Source organism: Bradyrhizobium stylosanthis (assembly GCF_001641335.1).
GTDB classification, from domain to species: Bacteria; Pseudomonadota; Alphaproteobacteria; order Rhizobiales; family Xanthobacteraceae; genus Bradyrhizobium; species Bradyrhizobium stylosanthis.
In genome coordinates this window covers 669,466-689,653 of sequence record NZ_LVEM01000001.1, presented here as the reverse complement: position 1 = coordinate 689,653, position 20,188 = coordinate 669,466, and the positions used below count along the sequence as shown (strand labels likewise).

The window sequence follows — 20,188 nt, the reverse complement described above, 5'->3', positions numbered from 1 at the left end:
GGCTTCCACCGACATCCGGCGATTCGGGACGGCCGTGCAATCAGGTCTCATACGGGATTTAACGGGAAACTTGTTCGAAACGCGCGCGCACGACTCTCACCACTCTGAGTCGCGCCACTCAGGCGCGCTGGCAAGATTCTTTTTTTAATGCTGAGGCTGTGGCTAGCGATCCTGATTGCGCCATTGCGCGATTTGGTCCGGGCGCGACGACAGTCCGCGAATGACCTCGGGCGAATAGAGAAACAACCCAACCTGCTTCCTGCCTTGGCTGAAATAGGCTCGGCCACTGGTCGGAATGCGACCGTCCTTTGACCAACGACGAAGTTCGGCGCTTGAGACCGCGAGAATCTCTTCGACCATCTTGGCAGCGAGCGGCTCTTGCTTCAGACGCTCCAATCTTTGTTCGACGACAATGCACAAATTAAGGATTGCGCACTCGGTCGCCTCCGGGCACTCGATAATGATGCCAGCTTCTACTTGAGTGACAAGGCATTTGAACTCGCCACGAAACGTCGATTTCACGAGACGAATTGCCTGGTGTGCCTTGTTCGTGCTGCCCGCGGTCAAATGTGTTGAAGGAACGAAGCCCACGCGACACGCGGCTGCGTCAGACGTATCCAGATAGCGGGTTTGGGCAGAATCTTCGTGCATGCGTCTCAGGGTTTGGACGCGGCATATGGCGAAAAGAATGACTGTCTCTCGTCAATCATCAGTGAACGCCCGACAGGGGGAAAAGCACGTTGCGGACAATGGATACGTTGGCACACCTTGCAACCCATGCCAATGGGGACTGCTGACGCAGGATCGTGAACGTCCAATCCTCGTGAATAGACGAGCTCACCTGCATGCCTGATGTCGCACCCCAGGGCCACGGCGAAGGTCTTGCTTAGTGACTCGTAGCCGCCGCTTCTGTGAGACACGGTCCGGGCGATCCAGAGATAAGCTCGCTCGTCTGGCATGCGGGCAAACTGAGTCACGATGCGGCCTGGAGAAGCAAACGCCTCGTAGACATTCCAAAGCGGGCACGTGCCGCCGATCCGCGAGAAGTGAAAATCCGTCGCCGACTGACGTTTCGAAATGTTGCCGGCGCGGTCGACGCGGATGAAGAAGAACGGCACGCCACGGGCCGATGGCCGCTGCAGCGTGCTAAGGCGATGGCAGATCGTTTCGAAGCCGACCCCGAAAACTTCACCGAGCATATCGATGTCGTAGCGCTGCGTCTTGACCTCTGCCAGGAAACGCCCGTAGGGCATGATCAGTGCGCCCGCGAAATAATTAGCAAGCCCGATGCGCGCGAGGCCGCGCGTCTCCTGATTGGCAAATCCTGCTCCATCGACGAGCGCACTGAGCTCGCGGTCGAGGCCGAGCATCGCGATCTGGGTTGCGAGCTGAAAGGCGCGCTGCCCTGGTTCAAGCCTGCGCGAAAGATGCAGGGTCCTGTTCTGCGGGTCGTAGCGGCGATGGACATCGTCAGCCCCGTTACCGATCAGGACCGTGACGTCGAATTTGGCACGGAGATGGTCAGTGAGAACAACCGGAGTGACTGCGTCGGATGGCGCAAGCTGCTGTGCAAGACGTTCGGCAGCTTCATCAAGCTCAGCGATGTAGTTGTGGCGCGCATAGAAGAAATCACGCACCTCTTCGTACGCGGTCGACGGCAGGATCGCCGTCTCCGCCTGCCGATCCTCTCCAAGCCGGGCCGCGAGCGCGGCACTCTGCTCGATCGCCTGCCGATAGCGACGATTGATGCTGACGAGAGCCCTGCCCAGCGCGGGCATGTTGGTTGCGAGTTCGCGTAATTCGGCCGACGAGATCGTCCCTCCGATTTCGGGATCGGACAGCGCCTCCCGCAAATCGGCGACGAGCCGGGCCTCGTCGTCCTCCGAGAACAACTGAACATCGACGCCGAAGGCGGCGTTGAGCTTGAGCAGCACGGCGATGGTGAGTGGCCGCTGATTGTTCTCGAGCTGATTGAGATAGCTCAGTGAGATTCCGATTGCCGAGGCGAGCGCCTGCTGCGTCAATCTGCGCTCTTCGCGCAGGCGCTTCAGGCGTACGCCCATGAATGCTTTCTTCATCTGAAACTCCACACCGACTTCGCAAACTTTGCAAAATAACAGTCTCGACTTTCACAAAGCTTTGCTTTTTCAGTACTATACGCAAGTTTTAACCTTGCAGATATTGCGAATAACGGACCCGCCTTGCAAGGGTCATCGGATATCGCTCCATGCAGGCCGCCCTCAAAGCTACCGGACAAAACGAGCCGACACGCTTCGTCGAGGTCGTCTTCCCCGAACAGGCCAACCATTACGGAACGCTGTTCGGCGGCAATGCGCTGAGCCTTATGGGCAAGGCCGCGTTTGTCGCGGCCACCCGACGCGACCGTTGCGCGGTGGTGATGGCGACTTCGGACAAGGTGCAATTCCACGAGCCCGTTCGAGTCGGCGAACTCGTTGAGCTGACTGCTCATGTCGAGCGGGTCGGCCGTTCATCAATGACTGTCGCGGTCGAAGTCGTTGCCGAAGCGCTGACGACAGGCTCTCGCCGCGTCGCCATACGGGGCTCGTTCGAAATGGTCGCGGTCGACGCGACTGGAAAGCCGACGCCGGTCGATCCGGCTTCTTCCAATCACGCCTGAAGGATATTGATCGTGAAATCGCACCACGTCCGCACCTACAAATCCTCCGAGAATCTGACGCGGACGGACCAGCTCGCCTGGAAGATCGCCGAGGTCGCCTCCGATCCCGTCGCGGTCGAGCCTGCCGTGATCGAGATGATCGGCAACCGCATCATCGACAACGCCGCCGTTGCCGCGGCATCCGTCGCGCGTCGTTCCGTTGCCAGCGCGCGGGCTCAGGCCGTCTCGCATCCGTTTAAGCCTGGCGCGACCGTGTTCGGGCTGCCTCAGGCACAACGCATCTCGCCGGAATGGGCCGCCTGGGCCAACGGTGTTGCGGTTCGCGAGCTCGACTTTCACGACACGTTCCTGGCTGCCGACTATTCGCACCCCGGCGACAACATTCCGCCGATCCTGGCGGTGGCCCAGCACTGCGGCCTTGACGGTGCCGCGCTGATCCGAGGCCTTGCGACCGGCTATGAGATCCAGGTCAATCTGGTGAAGGGCATCTGCCTGCACGAACACAAGATCGACCATATCGCCCATCTCGGCCCGTCCGCCGCCGCCGGCATCGGCACAGCGCTGCGCCTGCCGATCGAGACGACCTACCAGGCCGTGCAGCAGGCGCTGCACGTCACCACCACCACGCGCCAGTCGCGCAAGGGCGAAATCTCGAGCTGGAAAGCCTATGCGCCGGCCTTTGCCGGCAAGATGGCGATCGAGGCCGTGGATCGCGTCATGCGCGGCGAAGGTGCTCCCTCGCCCGCGTGGGAAGGCGAAGATGGCTTCATCGCCTGGCTGCTGTCGGGCCCGAAGGCGCAGTACGTCGTGCCCTTGCCCGAGAAGGGCGAGCCGAAGCGCGCCATCCTCGACACCTACACCAAGGAGCATTCGGCGGAGTACCAGAGCCAGGCCCTGATCGACCTCGCCCGACGCATGGGACCGAAGATCGGTGATCTCTCCAAAGTCGAGAGCATCGTGATCCACACCAGCCATCACACCCACTACGTAATCGGCACCGGCGCCAACGATCCGCAGAAGATGGACCCGAAGGCCAGCCGCGAGACGCTGGATCATTCCATCATGTACATCTTCGCCGTCGCCCTCGAAGACGGCGGCTGGCACCACCAGAAGTCCTACGCGCCGGAACGCGCTGCGCGGCCGGAGACGGTCGCGCTGTGGCACAAGATCTCCACGGTCGAAGATCCCGCCTGGACCCAGCGCTATCACAGCCACGATCCCAAGCAGAAGGCGTTCGGCGGACGCGTGGTGGTCACGCTCAAGGGCGGCTCGACCATCAGCGACGAGCTTGCGGTGGCGGATGCGCATCCGCTCGGCGCACGCCCATTCGCCCGGCCGCAATATGTCGCGAAGTTCCGCAGCCTCGCCGATGGTGTCATCGCGCCGGCCGAGCAGGATCGCTTGCTCGGCTTGGTCGAACGCCTGCCAGAACTGACGGCCGGCGACCTCTCCGGCCTCACCTTCACCGTCGATTCATTGCAGCTCGGCGCGAAGGGATCGGCGGGCATCTTCGATTGGTCCAGCCGCTAAGGCGGCGAACGCAAGCTTTCTCGGAATCAAGGGATTGGCATCATGACGAACGAAGTGTCTTCAAAGCCGGCGCCCAAAAAATCGGTCGCGCTGTCGGGCATCGTCGCCGGCAACACCGCGCTCTGCACCGTCGGCCGCACCGGCAACGATCTGCACTATCGCGGCTACGACATCCTCGATGTAGCAGAGACCTGCGAGTTCGAGGAGATCGCCCATCTGCTTGTGCACGGCAGTTTACCGACGCCGACTGAGCTTGCTGCCTACAAGTCCAAGCTGAAGGGCCTGCGCGGCTTACCCAACGCTGTAAAGGCAGCGCTGGAAGCCCTTCCTGCGGCGGCGCATCCGATGGATGTCATGCGCAGCGGTGTCTCGACGCTCGGCTGCGTGCTGCCGGAAGCCCACGACCACAATCATCCCGGCGCCCGCGACATCGCCGATCGCCTGATGGCGTCACTCGGTTCGATGCTGCTCTACTGGCATCATTTCTCCCAGAACGGCCGCCGCGTCGAGGTGGAGACCGATGACGACAACATTGGCGGGCACTTCCTGCATCTGCGGCACGGCCGCAAGGCATCGGACTCCCACGTCCGCGCGATGCATACGTCGCTTAACCTCTATGCCGAGCACGAGTTCAACGCCTCCACCTTCACCGCCCGGTCGATCGCCGGCACCGGCGCCGACATGTATTCGGCCATCACGGGAGCAATCGGTGCGCTACGCGGGCCGAAGCATGGCGGCGCCAACGAGGTCGCCTTCGAGGTGCAGAAGCGTTACGCCGATATCGATGAAGCCGACGCCGACATCCGCCGCCGCGTCGCCGCAAAGGAAGTCGTGATCGGGTTCGGCCACCCCGTCTACACGATCGCCGATCCCCGCAACAAGGTGATCAAGGAGGTCGCGCGCCGTCTGTCGCGCGAGGCCGGCGCGATGAAGATGTTCGAGACCGCCGACCGGATCGAAGCCGTGATGGCGGAAACCAAAAAGATGTTCGCTAATCTCGACTGGTTCAGCGCGGTGTCCTATCACATGATGGGCGTGCCGACGCCGATGTTTACGCCGCTGTTCGTGATCGCCCGCACGTCGGGATGGGCTGCGCACATCATCGAGCAGCGTATCGACAACAAAATCATCCGGCCGTCGGCCAATTATGTGGGCCCGGAGAACCTGAAATTCGTGCCGCTCGAACAGCGCAACGGATTGCGTTCGTCGGTCCGCGCCGCCTGAGGAACTGCCAGATGCCTTATCTCGTTGCCGCCGATCTGCCGCAGGAGCCCGCGGGTCTCCGCTTCCGCGAGCTCTTGAAGCAGCCCGGCATCTTGAAGCTTCCCGGTGCCCACAACGGCATGGCAGCGCTCCAGGCCAAGGCGGCTGACTTCGAGGGGCTTTATCTGTCGGGCGCAGCTATGACGGCGTCGATGGGCCTGCCCGATCTCGGCATCATCACCGTGGATGAAGTTGCCTTCTTCGTCCGCCAGATCGTCCGCGCATCAGGCCTGCCCCTTCTCGTCGATGCCGACACCGGTTACGGCGAGGCCCTCAACGTCATGCATGCCACGCGCGTGTTTGAAGACGCCGGCGCGGCCGCGCTTCACCTTGAAGACCAGATCCTGCCAAAGAAGTGCGGGCATCTGAACGACAAGAAGATTGCCGATGCGCACGACATGGCGGCCAAGGTGGCGGCCGCGGCTAAAGCCCGTCGCAATCTTGTGATCATCGCCAGGACCGATGCTGCCGCGAGCGAGGGCCTCGACGGCGCGGTTGCGCGTGCCAAACTCTACGTGGAAGCGGGCGCTGACGCGATCTTCCCCGAAGCGCTCAACACCGCCGAGATGTTCCGCGCCTTTGCCCAGCGCATGCCGGGCGTGCCTTTGCTCGCCAATATGACCGAATTTGGAAAGACCCCGTTCTTCACAGCCGCCGAGTTCGAGGCGATGGGCTACGCAATGGTGATCTGGCCCGTGTCGTCGTTGCGCGTCGCCAACAAGGCGCAGGCAGAACTTTATGCTGCAATTTCGCGTGATGGCGGCACGCATAAGCTCGTCGATCGTATGCAGACGCGCGCGGAGCTCTACGCGACAATCGGACTACACGATTACGAAGCTTTGGATTCTTCGATCGTTCAGACAATCGTTCCATCAGGTATGCCACAGCGCAAGTGAACGGCGGGAGGTTGACGGAACCCCACCGTTGCAGCTAATCGGAGACGTCGAGGTTCTCCGGGTCCCACTTGATCCGGAGCTAAGAGGGAAGCCGGTGCGCTCCCGGTCCGTTCGGACTGATGCAATGCCGGCGCTGCCCCCGCAACTGTAAGCGGTGAGCCCGCATCCAAAAGTGTCACTGAAGCACATGCTTCGGGAAGGCCAGGATGCAGGCGATGACCCGCGAGCCAGGAGACCTGCCCCGACAACATAATCGTCCACGGGCGGGGTGTCCCGGTGGTACGCCAAGCAGCTGCCGCATCCACGGCTGCCCTGCCAGCGTCCGCCATGGCCTTTTGCCCCAACACAATGGGGTTAAAGCTATGACTTCTCTTTCACTTCCAGTCGCAACACTCGGCACGCCCCGCATCGGGCCGCGCCGCGAACTCAAGCTCGCGCTCGAAGGCTTCTGGGCAGGCAAGATCAGCGAGAAACAGCTCCTCGAAACCGCGGCCGGGCTCCGCGCCGCCAACTGGGCACGCCAGAAATCTCTTGGCGCAACCATCATTCCGTCGAACGAATTCTCGCTCTACGATCAAGTGCTCGACACCAGCGTCATGGTCGGCGCCATCCCCGACGCCTATGGCTGGAAGGGCGGCCCGGTCTCGCTCAAGACTTACTTCGCGATGGCGCGCGGTTCACAGGGCGACACTCAAGATGCAAGCTGCGGTCATGCCCATCACGGTCACGGCGCGACTGCGCAGGAAATGACCAAGTGGTTCGACACCAACTACCACTACATGGTTCCTGAATTTCACAAAGGACAGACCTTCAAGCTCTCCTCACGCAAGGCGATCGAGGAATACGACGAGGCGAAGGCGCTAGGTTATCAGACCCGCCCCGTGCTGGTTGGTCCCGTCACCTTCCTCAAGCTCGGCAAGAGCCATGATGCAGGGTTTGATCCGGTTTCGCTGCTCGATGCACTCCTGCCTGTTTATGTCGAGGTTCTGCAGGAACTGGCCAAGCGTGGTGCAGAATGGGTTCAGATCGATGAGCCCTGTCTGGTGCTTGACCTTAGCGAAGCCGAGCGCGGTGCACTTCAGCGCGCCTATGCCTACTTCTCCAAGGAAGTCCCCAGCATCAAGATCATGCTCGCGACCTATTTCGGCGCGATCGGCGACAACCTCACGACCGCCCTCGCCTTGCCCGTCGCCGGATTGCACGTCGACTTGATCCGCGCGCCGCAGCAACTTGGCAAGTTCGAATCCGGCGCCCGCGCCGATCTCGTGATCTCGCTCGGCGTCATCGATGGCCGCAACGTCTGGCGCTCGAACCTGTCGGCGCTCCTCGAGCACTACAAGCCGGTCATTGCCAGGCTCGGCGCGGCCCGCGTGCAGATCGCCCCCTCTTGCTCACTGCTGCATACGCCAATCGATCTCGAACTCGAAACCGGTCTCGACCCCGATGTGAGGAGCTGGCTTGCCTTCTCGGTACAGAAGATCGGGGAGCTCTCCACGTTGGCGAGGGCTCTCGCTGGTGACGCAGGCATCGCGGATACCCTCGCCGCCTCGGACAAGGCTGCCAAGGCCCGCCAGACCTCACCCAAGATCCACAACGCGGCGGTTGCCAAGCGCATGGCGGCGATCGACGATGCCATGCGCCGTCGCACCAGCGCCTTTGCAAGCCGCGCGGAGATCCAGCGCAAGCGTTTCGACCTGCCGGCGTTCCCGACGACGACGATCGGCTCGTTTCCGCAGACTGCCGACGTCCGCAACGCCCGCGCTGCGCACGCCAAGGGCAAGCTGACCGATGCGCAGTACGAGCAGTTTCTCAGGGAGGAGACGGCCCGCACCGTGCGCTGGCAAGAGGAGATCGGGCTCGACGTGCTCGTCCACGGCGAATTCGAGCGCAATGATATGGTCCAGTATTTCGGCGAGCAGCTCTCCGGCTTCGTCTTCACCCAATATGGCTGGGTGCAGTCCTACGGCTCGCGCTACGTGCGTCCACCGATCCTGTTCGGCGACGTCTCGCGACCGAAGCCGATGGCGGTCGAGTGGTGGCGCTATTCGCAATCGCTGACCAAGAAGCCGATGAAGGCGATGCTCACGGGTCCGGTGACAATCCTGAACTGGTCATTCGTTCGCGACGATCTTCCGCGCAGCGAGGCCTGCCGACAGATCGCGCTCGCGATCCGCGACGAAGTCACCGACCTCGAAAAGGCCGGCGCGACCATGATCCAGATCGACGAAGCCGCACTTCGCGAGGGCCTGCCGCTGCGTCACTCTGAGTGGAAGACCTATCTCGACTGGGCCGTGGAAAGCTTCCGCATCTGCTCGACCGGCGTTCTCGATGCCACGCAGATCCACACCCACATGTGCTACTCCGAGTTCAACGCCATCATCGACGCGATTGCGGCGATGGATGCCGATGTCATCTCGATCGAGACGTCGCGATCAAAGATGGAGTTGCTCGATGCGTTCACCGGTTTCAAATATCCGAACGACATCGGCCCCGGCGTCTACGACATCCACTCGCCGCGCGTTCCCGAAACCAACGAGATGAAGGACCTCATCACGCTGGCCCGGAAGCGGCTGTCGGACTCGCAGCTCTGGATCAATCCCGATTGCGGCCTGAAGACGCGCAAATGGGAGGAAGTCCGTCCGGCGCTCGTCAACATGGTCGCTGCCGCACGCGAGCTTCGAAAAGCGTCGTGACGCTGATGTAACTCTCTCCTCGGCCCCAAACGGAGACTGCCGATGCGCTTCTGGATCAAATGTACCCGTTTTGACGGCGGTAAGCCTTATCACGTCAATATCTCGCTGGTCGGCGGGATGTGGCGCGATGGCGACAAGACGATCCTGGAGTTCGTCGGCAGCGGGGCTCAGACGATCGAGGTTCGGGAGACCCCCGAAGAGATCCTCGCGATTCACCTCGGCACGTCGGGGGCGTCCAATCCGTGAACTCCGTTAGAAATGCGGCCGGCACCGATGCAAATCAGGCGCCGGCCGACTTGAGACAAGTGGGTTCACACCCCGATCACTGGTATCCCCTGGCATGGTCGCAAGAGGTGAAGCGCGGACGTGCCTTCGCCTCCTCGTTTGCGGGTGAACCCATCGTCATCGTTCGCACCGAGGCCGGCGATCTGTTCGCGCTGGAAGATCGCTGCGCGCATCGGCAGGTCCCGCTGTCGAAGGGCGTCGTCAAGGATTGTCATCTGCACTGCTGCTATCACGGCTGGAGCTACGACTCCTCAGGCCGTTGCGTCGACGTTCCCTATCTCGGCAAGGACAAACTTCCGAACGGCGTGTGCGCCTATCCGTGCTGCGAACTGGATGGCGTCGTTCTGGTATGGCCGGGCCGATTGCTAGCCAAGCCGCCGCCTACAACGCTCGGGGCCGCTGCGGATCGCGCCTACAAGACGCGACGGTTCGGACAATTCGTCAATTGCCACTACACGTTCATGCACGAGAACCTGATGGACATGAACCATCAGTTCCTGCACCGACAGACCACCGGAAAAGTCAGCCCTCGCTATCTCGGCCAGCGATCGGGTAAAGGCTGGATGGAGCTGGACTACAGCTTCCGCCGCCCCGGCGAACGTGCTCCGCTTGGTGAGAGCATGATCGTGGGCAGTCTCCGCGCCCCCTCTGCCGCACCGCGCGACCTCATGACGATCCGGACGGACTACCCGCACCAATCCCTGCGTCTCTGGACCTCAGGCGAGCATCCGGTCCTGCATGTCTGGCTCGGCTATACGCCTGTCGATGTCCAACAACGCAAGAACCGAACGTTCATCATGCTCTCCGTCCGTCGGCCGAAAATCCCCGGCCTGCTCGAGCTGGCTTGGCCATTCCTAGCCAAATTCACTGACCGCGTCTTCGACGAGGATCGCGCGATCGTCGAGATGGAACAGGCCGCCTACGACGTGCAGGGCGGAGACTGGAATCAGGAGGTTTTTCCCGCCATCCGCGACCTGCGAGAATTGCTAGCTCTGCACGGGGTGCATAATCACACTTAGATATCCAATACCTTGACCGCTCATAACGGTCTGGTTGCAGGTTCGAGTCCTGCCGGGCCCACCAACGTGATCAATAGCTTACGTCGTGCTCGTTGCTCGCAGCGCGGGCGCCGCACCAGATATGTCCACATTTCGTTCGTGAGGCAGTCGCGTTCCGCTCTCGCTGCTCTGATCTCGCCCGCAGTGTATGCACGCCAACGGCTCAACCTCGGAATTGCATTTTTGGATCCAGGTGGCCCGGCGGCATCGATATCGGCGAACGACCTCGCTCGGTCCCCATTGGGAGGTATGTGAGATCGATATTGGACGGAGAGCCGCGGCATATCGCGAACGAACAGATTGATCGCGGTGCCAAAGCATTTCTCCTGGCTGACGATCGGAAGTACGCGTACAGGAGCGCAACTTGCTCCTCATAGATGTAAGCGAAGACCATCGAGGTCGTCCGGGACCGTTATCTGGTTGGCCGGATCGAGGATACTACTCTCACGAACATGCGTTTGCCGTGGCCTAGCTCTGTGTGACCATATAGTTGTATGGATGCCTGATCGGTCCAACAGAGACAACGCCTGTATGGTCGCGGTCCTAGGAGCGGAGGCACGGGCGGGGCTTTACCGGCTACCGATGCGTTCCACGTCTTTTTGGCTGATGGGGTAGTCCCAGAAACCGTTGCTGAAAAGATGACCTATGTCGTGCCCGCGTTCCAAGAGACGCCGCTTGAGTTCATCGATGGAAGGGACGTCCAACGTTCGTGCAAGTTCTTCAGCGCGCGTTTTTCGCTCTGCATCGAGTAAGAACCGAGGTGCACCTTTTAAATAGAGGCAGCTCCACGGCCGCCAAGACGAGTGAGCCCCCCGCATTTCTGGAGGCAACACGCTGCGCAAAAACAGGAAGAAGTCGGCAGCAATGAAACTCTCCGCCGGCACAATTGCTGCCAAGCTGCCAGAGGTGTGGCGGTCATGGAGAATATCGGCGTGGACAGAGTTTCTTTGTCGCTGCCTGTTTACCGCTCCAAACGTGCGGATGTGGGCGGATGCGTCCGACCATTCGCGACTGCCTGGCCCACCTGTACGACGGAGATAGCCCACAGGCAGCGACTCTAGCAGAATTTCCGCGATCAAAGCGTACCGACTCTCGCGCAACAAGCATGCAATGAGCGTCACCATAAGCTCATGGCCGACGAACCTATAATAATCAAAGTCTTCGTCGAAAAAGGATCCCGAGAAGCCTTCGGGCAGATCGTATCGCTCCAAGACTTTGCCGAACCACCGGTAGCATTCCAATCCCGCCGCGGTGTCATTCATAATCGCAATGGCCTCCGCAATCATGGAGAATTCGAGTATCGGCGCCTGGCTCTCGTTCAGCGCCTTCTCCAGTTCTTCTATCCAGTCGCCCGCTGAATCTCTTGCAGGTTTCAAAGTATCAAGCTTCTCCAGGATCGAGGTTAAGGAACGACGTAAGATGGCGGCACGGTTGCCTTGGCTCGCTTCGATCGCTGCAATCACAGGCAAGACCGCCGATTCTTCTCCAACGACCGGCAATCCAGCGAGCGCCGCCCGAAGCGCAACGTCCAATCGTTTCGAAAGGTCCGAACGAACCGCGGCTTTTTCGACAGCATCCTGCGCGACATCGTACGTGAGAATACGACGCGTTCGTAAATCGAACGGCAAATCCTCGATCGCGCCATACGCTCGATTGAAGACCAGAATGATCCGCTCGTAGCCGATTGCTCTCAGCGCATAGCCGAGCTCTATCAATACATTTGGATTGGGTACCGGCCTGCCACCCGTTGCTTTGTTGATTATGGAAACGTCAACGACCACAACATCGGCCTCTGCGATCTTCGCGAAAATCGTCGCGGCAATATCGGGAGACCCTGCGACACCCTCGGTATCACGGTCAATCACCGGCTCCACCGCAACGCCGTCGTCGCCAGCGATGGCCGCAGCTGCAAATTCGAGCGCTCGCTGTATAAAGCTGCGATTGGTAGAGTTTGGCAGATCGGACTGCCACGAATAGAACACGACTCTTCGCATAGTATATTGCCCGATTACGATCTTGATGGCCACGACTCGAAAGCAGCGACCTCACCTTCGTAAACGGCCGCTATCTAGCCGTAAACTAACTTACCCGATTCTTCGCGCTAGCTCCTTGTTGAGCTCTTCAATTTCCTCGAGCTTTGCCTTGATCAGCTTCCCATTGGTTTCGATGAGTTCGATCCTTCGCATTGGATTGGCCGGAGAGCTAACGGCGCCCGCTTCCAGGTCTGCCGAATATTTTTGCAACACTATGATTTGCTGATCACAGAGCTTGGTGGCTTCGACAGCCTCAGCTTTGCTCATCTTGGAAAATTTACTTTCCATCTTAACCTCCTGATGCGCCTGACTAGACTAGCCGGCCATTGGACATAGAGCTGCGAAGAGCAAGCCGTTTCGTAGTCGCCCTTAGAGCACTAACAGACTATCCAACGGCCGCCGGTTTCAGCTTATCTGAAAACATTGCCGTTTCGTCAGGTAGTGCGCAAGCAATTGCGTTCTCATCGTCAACTCTCGTTCCGCCAAACGCCAGGTGATCGGCACGCCCCTTCAGACGAGGCGAGCAATTAACGAACCGTATAGATAGTTGGTCGCGCGTTGAGCAAGCGCCGGCGCCGAAAAATATCGCACGCGCGTCGTTCTTCAGGAATCTCATCCAAGACGCGATGTGGGGCGCATGGTCGTCACGATTGGCCAAGGAGAGGTCAAGATCAGCGCAAACAAAAGGCGCGCCGAGTTCGGCCACGAATTGTTCGGTCGCACATCTTCATCGCCAACGCGATTGCGACCGAGATCGCGATCGAGGCGCGAAGGGTGCCGCGTCTAGTGCGTGCATTCATGCGCGAGCGTCGCGTAATAGCCTTCCGCGCCACAAAAGTACTCGAATGGCGTCATCATCTGCACGAAGTGTCGCACAAAATTGTAGTACGTCATCGCGCCACTATGGCGCATGTCGGGCTTGATCGCGGCGAAGAACGCACCAGCGCGAGCAACGCGTTGAACGGGATCGAGGCGCGGCGCGGCTGGCGCATAGAAAACTCCCGTAAGCCTTCGATCTGTTTGATATTCAAGACCGTGTAAGCTTTCAGAACCGGAACAGCGTAAGCGGTCTCTTCACTCGACACGTCATCGATCTTCGTTCGCAGCATCTTGTCGGTATAGACGACCATGAACCCGTGTGCGCATTTACGCGAGTGGCTCTGCAAAAACTCTCGGGAGCACACCTTCCCGCACGGGGACATGGTCGCAGCCGAGCTCGAAGCCTGCCCTCGCCTCAACTCGACGGACCTGCTCTTCCCCCGAAGTTCTCAGATAAACGGCGGATGTCCGGGTGGAGCAAGTACAAAAAGCGCCTCGGCGACGGAGTGGAAGCGTGGCGCCTTCACGACTTGCGCCGGACGTTCAGGACCGGCTTGGCCGAGACGGAGGTCGAGCCGCACATCGTCGAACGGTTGCTCAATCCCTCGATGGGCGCCATCGGCAACCAAGCTGACCGAATCGTGAGTGCCGTGGCAGAGGTCTACATGTTGGCAAAGTACCTGCCCAAGATACGGACCGCGATCGAGACAAAGTTGGAGCCGTTCCTTCAAACCCTGGCCCGTGCCGCGTAGCGCGGGTCTCTCTGCTGGCTTCAACCTGAGGACCACATGATGAGCCTACGCCGCATTACGCTTCGAAAGAGTCCGTGCGCCAACTGCGAAGATAGCTGCGGTTACGTCCGCTCGGGTGAAGCTGATCTCAGCGCACTCTGCCGGCGCTGCCCTCGGCGCGCCGACTTCTTCCCGCCGCTTCGCATGCCACTGCGCCGCATAAGGCTTCGGTCGGAGCCCGCCGCCGCCCACGCCCTCGGTCGCACTGTCTGGCTAGGGGAAATGCAAGAAAACTCACGAGAAAACGCTTGTATCATCGCTTCGCAGTTGATAGAACAAAACACGAACATATGGAACTTTTGACGGTCTCGACACCTTCGGAGGTGGTTCGGTAACCTCCCCACAACTAGTGGGGTCTGAATGCCATTCGAAAATCTGGTCGTGGCACGCGTTGTGCTGCATGAAGTGTTTAAGCGCCGCCTCGATGGCTCGCTGGTGCCCCCCCATTACGGCGCGCAACTGATCGCCCTGCCTCCTGAAGCTATGGATATGTTCAAGGAACGTGTCGTCGATGCGATGGGGGCCGTTTCGCAAAGCATGGAAATGGAGATCGCCGAAGCGGGACCGGAAAGCGCTGTGGCCCTCGCGTTATCTCTTGTCGGTATACCCGACGCGGCGTTCGTCGCAAATTCGGTGAAGTTCGCTGACAAACTAGCAAATGCACAACTTGCAAAAAACCTTCCGGGCGGAAAGCTGGTGGTGTTTTCGGGAACGATCGGCGCCACTCCATGCCCATTTGTGGCCGTCATCAAAGCGGAAAAACAGAGTGGCTTTCGAGAACACGGAACAGCACTAGACTTTTTCAAAGACCTGTTCCTGACACCGGCCTCGAAGCTCTACAAGATTGGCTTCTTCGTGCAGATGACGGCGGGGCAAACCCTGCCACAGGGTTGGACCGCGCACGTCTACGATAGTCAGATGACGACGCAGAACCGTGAGGGTGCGGCGAAATACTTCTTCGGCACATTTCTTGGCTGCCAGATCCCTCAAAACAGCGCGCACCTGACACGCGTTTTCTTCGACCACACGCGAACCTTCATTCGGTCACTGCCGGTCAAGCCAGAAGTCAGGGACGACCTTCTGACCTCGCTGTACACGTACCTGAAGGTGGACCAAACGCCGACGATCCAGGTTAACAATTTCTCAACGGCTTACCTGCCCACTGAGGCGCGGGACGACTATACAAACTTCATGCAGGGCAAGAACTTCCCCCTGAATGCCGTTCAGAAAGACATCTCCGAAGTCCGTAGTCAGTTGCGTAAGAGACGTGTTCGCTTCTCGGGAAGCATCGAGCTGAGCGCGCCGCCCGAGTCCTTCAAGGATTTGATCACCATGGAAACGGTCGAGGCCAAGGGCACAGCACCGGGGCCGCCGGGCCAATGGACGATCATCACGATTAAAGACCGCATTCAGACGCAAGAATGACAGAGGAAGAGTTCCTAGAGCGCTGGTATCAAGAACGACCTCTCGTTGAGGCGTGGGGAAAGTTTGTCGCTCAGAAACTCATGCAAGAAATTTCACCGCTCATCGCGCCGCTGTCAGCCGACATTTTCGTGCGTATGCCGGCGAGTCCGCGTGTCAAAGGCGACGGCTCGATCCTGACGAAGGCTTTTTATCGAGACAAGAATTACGCTGATCCCCTTGCGCAGATCACCGACAAGGTCGGCGTTCGGTTCGTCGTGCTTCTCGCGAAGGAAATCGCGACCGTGTGTCATGCCATAGAGGCATGCTCAGAGTGGGAGGCTTCCAAGGACAAGGATTACGAGGAGGAACGGGCGAAAAGTCCGTATGAGTTCAAGTATCAATCCGTCCACTACGTTGTCCGCTGCAAGGCCAGCAAAGATGTTGGCGGGCTCACGGTGACGGCAGGAACGCCCTGTGAGATTCAGGTACGGACAATCCTTCAGCATGCTCATAGCGAACTGACGCACGATACGATCTACAAGCCGAGCGTCGTCGATACGCCCGACATGCATCGTGCCGCCGCCAAGAGCATGGCGCTTATCGAGGCCACGAACGATTATTTCGAACAGCTCATGGAGTTGATCGAAAACAACGTAGCTCCGAACAAGAAGCTATCCATCGAAATGGACGCTCTATATCGGGAGCTTGTTGGTCGCTCGCCGGACATCACGAGGGCGGAAGGCCTGCTAAACGACGCGTTCGCGGTCTTCGGCGGCGAACAGCCCGCGTTGATGGCGCGCGAGCTGTTCGCAGAGAAACCGTTTCTACTTGATCGCATCAGGGAGCGCGCGCCGACCAAGCTGCTGTTCCGCCAGCCGAGTATAATGCTCGCCTATCTCGTTGCGGCGAAACGGCCTGCAGACGCTCAAGAGGCGTGGCCTCTTACGAAGGCTGAAATGAAGCCAATCTATACGGACCTAGGGCTCGCCGCACCTGATAGCTGAGGAGCGACAATGGCAGGTATGACCGCCCCCACGGACGGCCTAGTGTCGTTTCAACAAGCCCTGCTTCGCAATGAGGTAGAGTTACAAGCTGGACAGCTCGACCGCGAATTGTTCGTGCATTTCAACGAACCTACGGCCGGCGTTTCGGGGTTTACCTACGTGAAGCTCGATGGTCGGGAGGTTCAAGCGTTGGCTGTGATGGTCCTGACTGAGCCGCTTCATGGGCTTCCCTGCTTTCAGGCGGGCGTAGCGGTGCCAGTCCATCACCGCGGCAAAGGTTTATGCCAAGAAAATCGTTGAGGCCGCGATCGCTAAATTGAAGAATGGACTGTCCCGAAACGGCATCAGCTCGTTCTGTGTTGAGGCGATCGTAAGCATTGATAACGAACCGTCGAAGCGAGTTGCAGAGGCGATCATTTTCTCAGATTTAGTTGCTATCACCGATGAGGTGTCAGGACTGCCGGCCGTTCAATATTCGAGAAAGGTCTAATTCCGCCACGCCTGTTTCATTTCCCGGTCGAACTACATCTCTGCCACGGATCATCTTGCGTTGATCGTCGCATATGCGCAGCGGCACGCAAGTTTTGTAGTTGTGGATAACAACCGCTCAACTTGCCGTCGTGCTATTATGCAGCCATGTATACGCGAGAAGCGGAAAAACCTGGCGGACTCGCTATGGCAAAGGCGCTGTCAAAGAAGAAGCGAAAAGGGAGCGCACGTTGGGCAGCTCTCGCTCGGTGAGCCAAATAGCGGAGAGTCCGGAGAATGGCGATTTGGAAGCGACTTATCGACAGGAAAACGCTTGTTCGGATTTCTCAGATCGGCACGTTCGTTTTCGTCCTGCTGTATGGCTCGACCTTTTTTGTCGAACGTCCGGATTATGAGGTGCGTCTTTTAACTTGGTTCTTCGCGCTTTTCTTTCTCTTCCACTGGTGGTTCGGAGCTATGAAGAAGCTCACGCCTACCAAGGCGCGGTTGATCGACTATGTATATCTTGGAATTGCAGCGGTCGGCGTTTTCGTTCTCGCCATAAATTACCAGCATAAGCGATACGAATATACTCAGTTGGAAGTGCAAGATGAGGGGCGTCGCCTTCTAGGCAAGGAGTATCGAGAGCTCCTTGATACGATAAAGGCCCTACAGCATGCATCATGCATACCGGAAAAGGTGCAGCTAGTTCCGTTATACTGCGAGCAAATAAAGAAGCTCAATAGAGATATGCAGGAAGAGAGCGAAAGCGAGACGCGCCTCGATTTTAGCTTGGCTGTCGATAGATACCTTCGTCAGATCAAGCCACCGGACTCAAACGACGCCCTCCGAACGCAGTCCTTCCGACAGATAGGCGAAGAGATCGAAAAGCTCCGGACCGTGCAAGATAGGATCAAGTTGGATTCGGACTTTGTCAGATTTCACGCACCTATCTCGTCAGACGACGTCCGGATATCTTCGCACGGACTATTCGCATGGCCATTTATTCTCGCGTTCGCTCTCGCTCTGCGGATCACGAAGACCACGATTGAGGTCTTGGATTGGGCCAAGTAGCCGTTCCGGCTACAATTCCGCCTGCCCCGATCTGATAGAATGAAGTGAGGCTCTTTGTTTTGAGCGGCGGGCGACCTGCAAGCGAAGACGAGATACCGAGCCACCCAAAGGCCAAGGTATTCGATTCTCGCAAGCACACCTTCACCCCTGAAAGGCATTACGGCCTCTCTCGCCTGCCCGATTGGTCCCGGCAGCTCGAACACCTCGCGGTGCAGCTCCGGGTGTTTGGCATCCAGGAACAGTTTCTCGCCCGGTGTGTCCCTGCGGACTCTCTGGACGAGAAGCAGATCGATCTTGAACGCCGCGAACCACTTCGCACGTCTCTCTTCACTGAAGCCGGCGCGCATAACAAACGCGATGGTATCTTCATCAACACGAACCGCCGGCCGGAGCTGAAGGAAATCATCGAAAACCTAAAGGCCGAGACCGGCATCGTGTTTAATTCTGACTTGGTGACTCAAGCACTGACACGGTGGTGGAAAGAGCTTAGCAGCAAGCGGTAAGCGAATTTTGAAATTCCGAACGCATAGACACGGTAAGTGTGGCGTTCAAAACTGAATCCCTGCCTCTTGACGAAACTCAAATTCTGGGGCCTCATACTCCTGTCCTCCGCTGTAGTAATCATTTGATTTCTAAGGAGGATTCTCCCCATGACCGCCGCGACCAAACCGCCGGAGCTGCTGCTGCAGATCGGGAAGAGCCGCGTCTCGGCCAAGGGTGTCGATGCGATCAATGCGGTTAAGTGGCCGCTCCGCTTCCTGATCGTGACCCTCGGCATCGCGATCCTGGGAATTGTGTCGCTCGCTTACACCAGCGGCGCCGCAACCGTGCTTCGCTTCGTCAAACTCTTCTAGTGAAAGCCGGCATCCGTCGAGCCGAGGCCAAGGTTGAAATGCTGCAAGCCAGCAACTAGTTTGTGGTCACTCCGCAAATGAGTCGATCATGTCTGGCAAGGAGTTCAAGCTCCCCAAGCATCGCTACATCCCCGTCTTCGAAAGAATGGGCGAAGCGAGCCGATAGGTGGCTGATTGAGTACAGCACCCCCTACAAGGGCATTGTCAAACCTCAGTACAAATTCCCGGATGCGACCGGGTACGTGCGCGGGCTGTACCGAATGCCCGGCGTCACCGAAGAATTTGTTAAAGTGATTGAGCAGACCTTCTTCAAGAAGGTAGACGACCAGGCGGCCTACGCGCACCAGAGGCAGCTCCAGCGCGGAAAGATGACGCCGCGCATGCGCGAGGCTTGGACGCTGTTCGTGCTCAGCATCCTGATGCGGTCACCAAAGGCCGTCGCCGACACCTTCGAGAAATTCACCGAAGATTTGCAAGAGCAATGGGAGCACGCGAAGAAGCAGTGGACTATCGACTTCCCTAACGAGCCGCCGCTGGGTGATCACAACCCGGGCATGGCGCGGCAATATGCTCTAATCCAACTTCGCCGCTTCATCGCAAACGACGCGATTGGCATGCTCATCCACAGCATGACGTGGGTGTGCCTCGACCTTACAAAGTACAGATATCGCCTTCTCACGTCGGACCGGCCTGTCGTGATGACCAATGGGCTTGGCTACGTTGATAGCCACCTCGCCATGCCGCTTAGCCCTACAATGCTGTTCGTTGCCGCCACCACGCAACAGGGCATGGACTCGATCAAGGCCATACCAATTCGCGACCTGGTCTACAGCTGCAACAAGCAGCTGGTTCAGCGGGCCGTCAAATACGTTTGGGCGCACGACCACTCCCAGGAGGCTTTGATCCTCGGCCAGATGTCCGCCGATGCTGCGAGCGATCCAAGCATTTTCTCGTCTCAGGATGGGCCGATCTTGGGGAAAGAACTTACGCCTCTGGCCAAGAAGCTTAGCGTGTAGCGCAAGCCAAAGTCGAAATGCTTAAAGCTCGTGGCGCAGACCTAGTTGAGTGAGTCGGACTCTATTATGCAGCCATCGCATGCCGGCCATCCGTGAGGCTCGCGAATTCTTGAAAGATTCAATGTTCACGGCTGCTTCTGGCACGTCGCAGAGTCTTGTTTTTGCTTAGATACTAAAGGCTTCCGCAGCACCCGTTACGCGGCGGAAAAAGCCGCGTAGGCTGCTCCGCCAGTAACAAGATATTTCATCGCGATACAAAAGAAGGGGTACCCTATTGATCAGTAACCCGCTTGGTGTACACAGATTCTAGTCCTTCCGGTTTCACCTCATAATTTAAATGAAGAGGTGTGCCGTGACTGACG

Annotated in this window: 21 protein-coding genes, 2 pseudogenes and 1 riboswitch; of the genes and pseudogenes, 15 read left to right on the top strand and 8 right to left on the bottom strand. The window is 58.8% G+C overall.

Going from position 1 to position 20,188, the window contains the following annotated elements; all coding sequences use genetic code 11:
• Positions 1-162 precede the first annotated feature (162 nt).
• A complete protein-coding gene (locus tag A7X65_RS03440; protein WP_145666599.1) occupies positions 163-651 on the bottom strand; it encodes a hypothetical protein in 489 nt (162 codons plus the stop codon).
• Positions 652-656: 5 nt separating this feature from the next.
• Positions 657-2,078 carry a short-chain fatty acyl-CoA regulator family protein gene (locus A7X65_RS03435; RefSeq protein ID WP_063682924.1) on the bottom strand — a complete coding sequence of 474 codons (1,422 nt, stop codon included), beginning with the start codon at positions 2,076-2,078 and terminating at the stop codon, positions 657-659.
• Between the two features lie 149 nt (positions 2,079-2,227).
• On the opposite strand from A7X65_RS03435, the gene A7X65_RS03430 reads away from it, so the two are divergent.
• The 7 genes from A7X65_RS03430 to A7X65_RS03400 all read left to right on the top strand — a co-directional run bounded on the left by A7X65_RS03430 (position 2,228) and on the right by A7X65_RS03400 (position 10,324).
• A complete protein-coding gene (locus A7X65_RS03430; RefSeq protein ID WP_063682923.1) occupies positions 2,228-2,638 on the top strand; it encodes an acyl-CoA thioesterase in 411 nt (136 codons plus the stop codon).
• Between the two features lie 12 nt (positions 2,639-2,650).
• A complete protein-coding gene (locus A7X65_RS03425) occupies positions 2,651-4,168 on the top strand; it encodes an MmgE/PrpD family protein (RefSeq protein WP_063684779.1) in 1,518 nt (505 codons plus the stop codon).
• Between the two features lie 42 nt (positions 4,169-4,210).
• On the top strand, positions 4,211-5,392 hold the full coding sequence (gene prpC / locus A7X65_RS03420) for a bifunctional 2-methylcitrate synthase/citrate synthase (RefSeq protein ID WP_063682922.1): 1,182 nt from the start codon (positions 4,211-4,213) through the stop codon (positions 5,390-5,392).
• An 11-nt stretch (positions 5,393-5,403) separates the two neighbouring features.
• Positions 5,404-6,327, top strand: coding sequence for a methylisocitrate lyase (gene prpB, locus A7X65_RS03415; protein WP_063682921.1), 924 nt, complete (start codon positions 5,404-5,406; stop codon positions 6,325-6,327).
• A gap of 33 nt (positions 6,328-6,360) precedes the next feature.
• Positions 6,361-6,585, top strand: a riboswitch (cobalamin riboswitch).
• Positions 6,586-6,689: 104 nt separating this feature from the next.
• On the top strand, positions 6,690-9,020 hold the full coding sequence (gene metE / locus A7X65_RS03410) for a 5-methyltetrahydropteroyltriglutamate--homocysteine S-methyltransferase (RefSeq protein WP_063682920.1): 2,331 nt from the start codon (positions 6,690-6,692) through the stop codon (positions 9,018-9,020).
• 42 nt (positions 9,021-9,062) lie between these two features.
• Positions 9,063-9,266, top strand: a complete 204-nt coding sequence (locus tag A7X65_RS03405) for a hypothetical protein (RefSeq protein ID WP_063682919.1) — start codon at positions 9,063-9,065, stop codon at positions 9,264-9,266.
• The gene (locus A7X65_RS03400) at positions 9,263-10,324 is read left to right on the top strand and encodes an aromatic ring-hydroxylating oxygenase subunit alpha (protein ID WP_063682918.1); all 1,062 of its coding nucleotides are present in this window, start codon (positions 9,263-9,265) and stop codon (positions 10,322-10,324) included. Before A7X65_RS03405 ends, A7X65_RS03400 begins: the two co-directional genes overlap by 4 nt.
• A 239-nt stretch (positions 10,325-10,563) precedes the next feature.
• Here A7X65_RS03400 and A7X65_RS43080 read toward each other — a convergent pair.
• From A7X65_RS43080 to A7X65_RS03385, 6 genes and pseudogenes are all read right to left on the bottom strand, one after another.
• Positions 10,564-10,757: pseudogene (locus tag A7X65_RS43080) on the bottom strand (nucleotidyl transferase AbiEii/AbiGii toxin family protein); the annotation flags it as partial.
• Between the two features lie 175 nt (positions 10,758-10,932).
• Positions 10,933-12,390 carry a hypothetical protein gene (locus A7X65_RS03395; protein WP_063682917.1) on the bottom strand — a complete coding sequence of 486 codons (1,458 nt, stop codon included), beginning with the start codon at positions 12,388-12,390 and terminating at the stop codon, positions 10,933-10,935.
• Positions 12,391-12,447: 57 nt separating this feature from the next.
• Positions 12,448-12,684, bottom strand: coding sequence for a hypothetical protein (locus A7X65_RS03390; RefSeq protein ID WP_156527618.1), 237 nt, complete (start codon positions 12,682-12,684; stop codon positions 12,448-12,450).
• 97 nt (positions 12,685-12,781) lie between these two features.
• Positions 12,782-13,105, bottom strand: a pseudogene (locus A7X65_RS43785) (zincin-like metallopeptidase domain-containing protein); the annotation flags it as partial.
• A 74-nt stretch (positions 13,106-13,179) separates the two neighbouring features.
• On the bottom strand, positions 13,180-13,290 hold the full coding sequence (locus A7X65_RS43780) for a hypothetical protein (protein WP_430642670.1): 111 nt from the start codon (positions 13,288-13,290) through the stop codon (positions 13,180-13,182).
• Positions 13,287-13,526 (bottom strand): zincin-like metallopeptidase domain-containing protein, encoded by a 240-nt coding sequence (locus A7X65_RS03385; protein WP_063682915.1) that lies wholly within the window; start codon positions 13,524-13,526, stop codon positions 13,287-13,289. Before A7X65_RS03385 ends, A7X65_RS43780 begins: the two co-directional genes overlap by 4 nt.
• A 153-nt stretch (positions 13,527-13,679) precedes the next feature.
• Here A7X65_RS03385 and A7X65_RS03380 point away from each other — a divergent pair, with 153 nt between their 5' ends.
• The 8 genes from A7X65_RS03380 (at position 13,680) to A7X65_RS03345 (ending at position 19,826) form a co-directional block, all read left to right on the top strand.
• Complete coding sequence (locus A7X65_RS03380) at positions 13,680-13,967, top strand: site-specific integrase (RefSeq protein WP_063682914.1); 288 nt, start codon at positions 13,680-13,682, stop codon at positions 13,965-13,967.
• A 399-nt stretch (positions 13,968-14,366) separates the two neighbouring features.
• Positions 14,367-15,431, top strand: a complete 1,065-nt coding sequence (locus A7X65_RS03375; protein ID WP_063682913.1) for a nucleoid-associated protein — start codon at positions 14,367-14,369, stop codon at positions 15,429-15,431.
• Positions 15,428-16,414, top strand: a complete 987-nt coding sequence (locus A7X65_RS03370) for a GTP pyrophosphokinase (RefSeq protein ID WP_063682912.1) — start codon at positions 15,428-15,430, stop codon at positions 16,412-16,414. The genes A7X65_RS03375 and A7X65_RS03370 overlap by 4 nt, the downstream gene beginning before the upstream one ends.
• A 9-nt stretch (positions 16,415-16,423) precedes the next feature.
• Positions 16,424-16,714 carry a hypothetical protein gene (locus A7X65_RS41450; RefSeq protein WP_156527617.1) on the top strand — a complete coding sequence of 97 codons (291 nt, stop codon included), beginning with the start codon at positions 16,424-16,426 and terminating at the stop codon, positions 16,712-16,714.
• Positions 16,715-17,179: 465 nt separating this feature from the next.
• Positions 17,180-17,956, top strand: coding sequence for a hypothetical protein (locus A7X65_RS03360; RefSeq protein ID WP_063682910.1), 777 nt, complete (start codon positions 17,180-17,182; stop codon positions 17,954-17,956).
• A gap of 44 nt (positions 17,957-18,000) precedes the next feature.
• Entirely contained in the window at positions 18,001-18,459 is a 459-nt protein-coding gene (locus A7X65_RS03355; protein WP_063682909.1) for a hypothetical protein, read from the top strand.
• Between the two features lie 147 nt (positions 18,460-18,606).
• The gene (locus A7X65_RS03350) at positions 18,607-18,810 is read left to right on the top strand and encodes a hypothetical protein (protein WP_063682908.1); all 204 of its coding nucleotides are present in this window, start codon (positions 18,607-18,609) and stop codon (positions 18,808-18,810) included.
• A 77-nt stretch (positions 18,811-18,887) separates the two neighbouring features.
• Positions 18,888-19,826: a DUF4238 domain-containing protein gene (locus A7X65_RS03345; RefSeq protein WP_082884813.1), complete on the top strand. Its 939-nt coding sequence runs from the start codon at positions 18,888-18,890 to the stop codon at positions 19,824-19,826.
• The last annotated feature ends 362 nt before the right edge of the window (positions 19,827-20,188 follow it).

Excerpts from the sequence above, each read along its gene's own strand:
- A7X65_RS03345 (WP_082884813.1), top strand. The coding sequence starts at position 18,888 with ATGAGTCGATCATGTCTGGCAAGGAGTTCAAGCTCCCCAAGCATCGCT.
- prpC (WP_063682922.1), top strand. The coding sequence starts at position 4,211 with ATGACGAACGAAGTGTCTTCAAAGCCGGCGCCCAAAAAATCGGTCGCG.
- A7X65_RS03440 (WP_145666599.1), bottom strand. The coding sequence starts at position 651 with ATGCACGAAGATTCTGCCCAAACCCGCTATCTGGATACGTCTGACGCA.
- A7X65_RS03430 (WP_063682923.1), top strand. The coding sequence starts at position 2,228 with ATGCAGGCCGCCCTCAAAGCTACCGGACAAAACGAGCCGACACGCTTC.
- A7X65_RS43780 (WP_430642670.1), bottom strand. The coding sequence starts at position 13,290 with ATGACGTACTACAATTTTGTGCGACACTTCGTGCAGATGATGACGCCA.
- metE (WP_063682920.1), top strand. The coding sequence starts at position 6,690 with ATGACTTCTCTTTCACTTCCAGTCGCAACACTCGGCACGCCCCGCATC.
- A7X65_RS03380 (WP_063682914.1), top strand. The coding sequence starts at position 13,680 with ATGTCCGGGTGGAGCAAGTACAAAAAGCGCCTCGGCGACGGAGTGGAA.
- A7X65_RS03405 (WP_063682919.1), top strand. The coding sequence starts at position 9,063 with ATGCGCTTCTGGATCAAATGTACCCGTTTTGACGGCGGTAAGCCTTAT.
- A7X65_RS03370 (WP_063682912.1), top strand. The coding sequence starts at position 15,428 with ATGACAGAGGAAGAGTTCCTAGAGCGCTGGTATCAAGAACGACCTCTC.
- A7X65_RS03375 (WP_063682913.1), top strand. The coding sequence starts at position 14,367 with ATGCCATTCGAAAATCTGGTCGTGGCACGCGTTGTGCTGCATGAAGTG.
- A7X65_RS03350 (WP_063682908.1), top strand. The coding sequence starts at position 18,607 with ATGACCGCCGCGACCAAACCGCCGGAGCTGCTGCTGCAGATCGGGAAG.
- A7X65_RS03390 (WP_156527618.1), bottom strand. The coding sequence starts at position 12,684 with ATGGAAAGTAAATTTTCCAAGATGAGCAAAGCTGAGGCTGTCGAAGCC.
- A7X65_RS03360 (WP_063682910.1), top strand. The coding sequence starts at position 17,180 with ATGGCGATTTGGAAGCGACTTATCGACAGGAAAACGCTTGTTCGGATT.
- prpB (WP_063682921.1), top strand. The coding sequence starts at position 5,404 with ATGCCTTATCTCGTTGCCGCCGATCTGCCGCAGGAGCCCGCGGGTCTC.
- A7X65_RS41450 (WP_156527617.1), top strand. The coding sequence starts at position 16,424 with ATGGCAGGTATGACCGCCCCCACGGACGGCCTAGTGTCGTTTCAACAA.
- A7X65_RS03435 (WP_063682924.1), bottom strand. The coding sequence starts at position 2,078 with ATGAAGAAAGCATTCATGGGCGTACGCCTGAAGCGCCTGCGCGAAGAG.
- A7X65_RS03385 (WP_063682915.1), bottom strand. The coding sequence starts at position 13,526 with ATGGTCGTCTATACCGACAAGATGCTGCGAACGAAGATCGATGACGTG.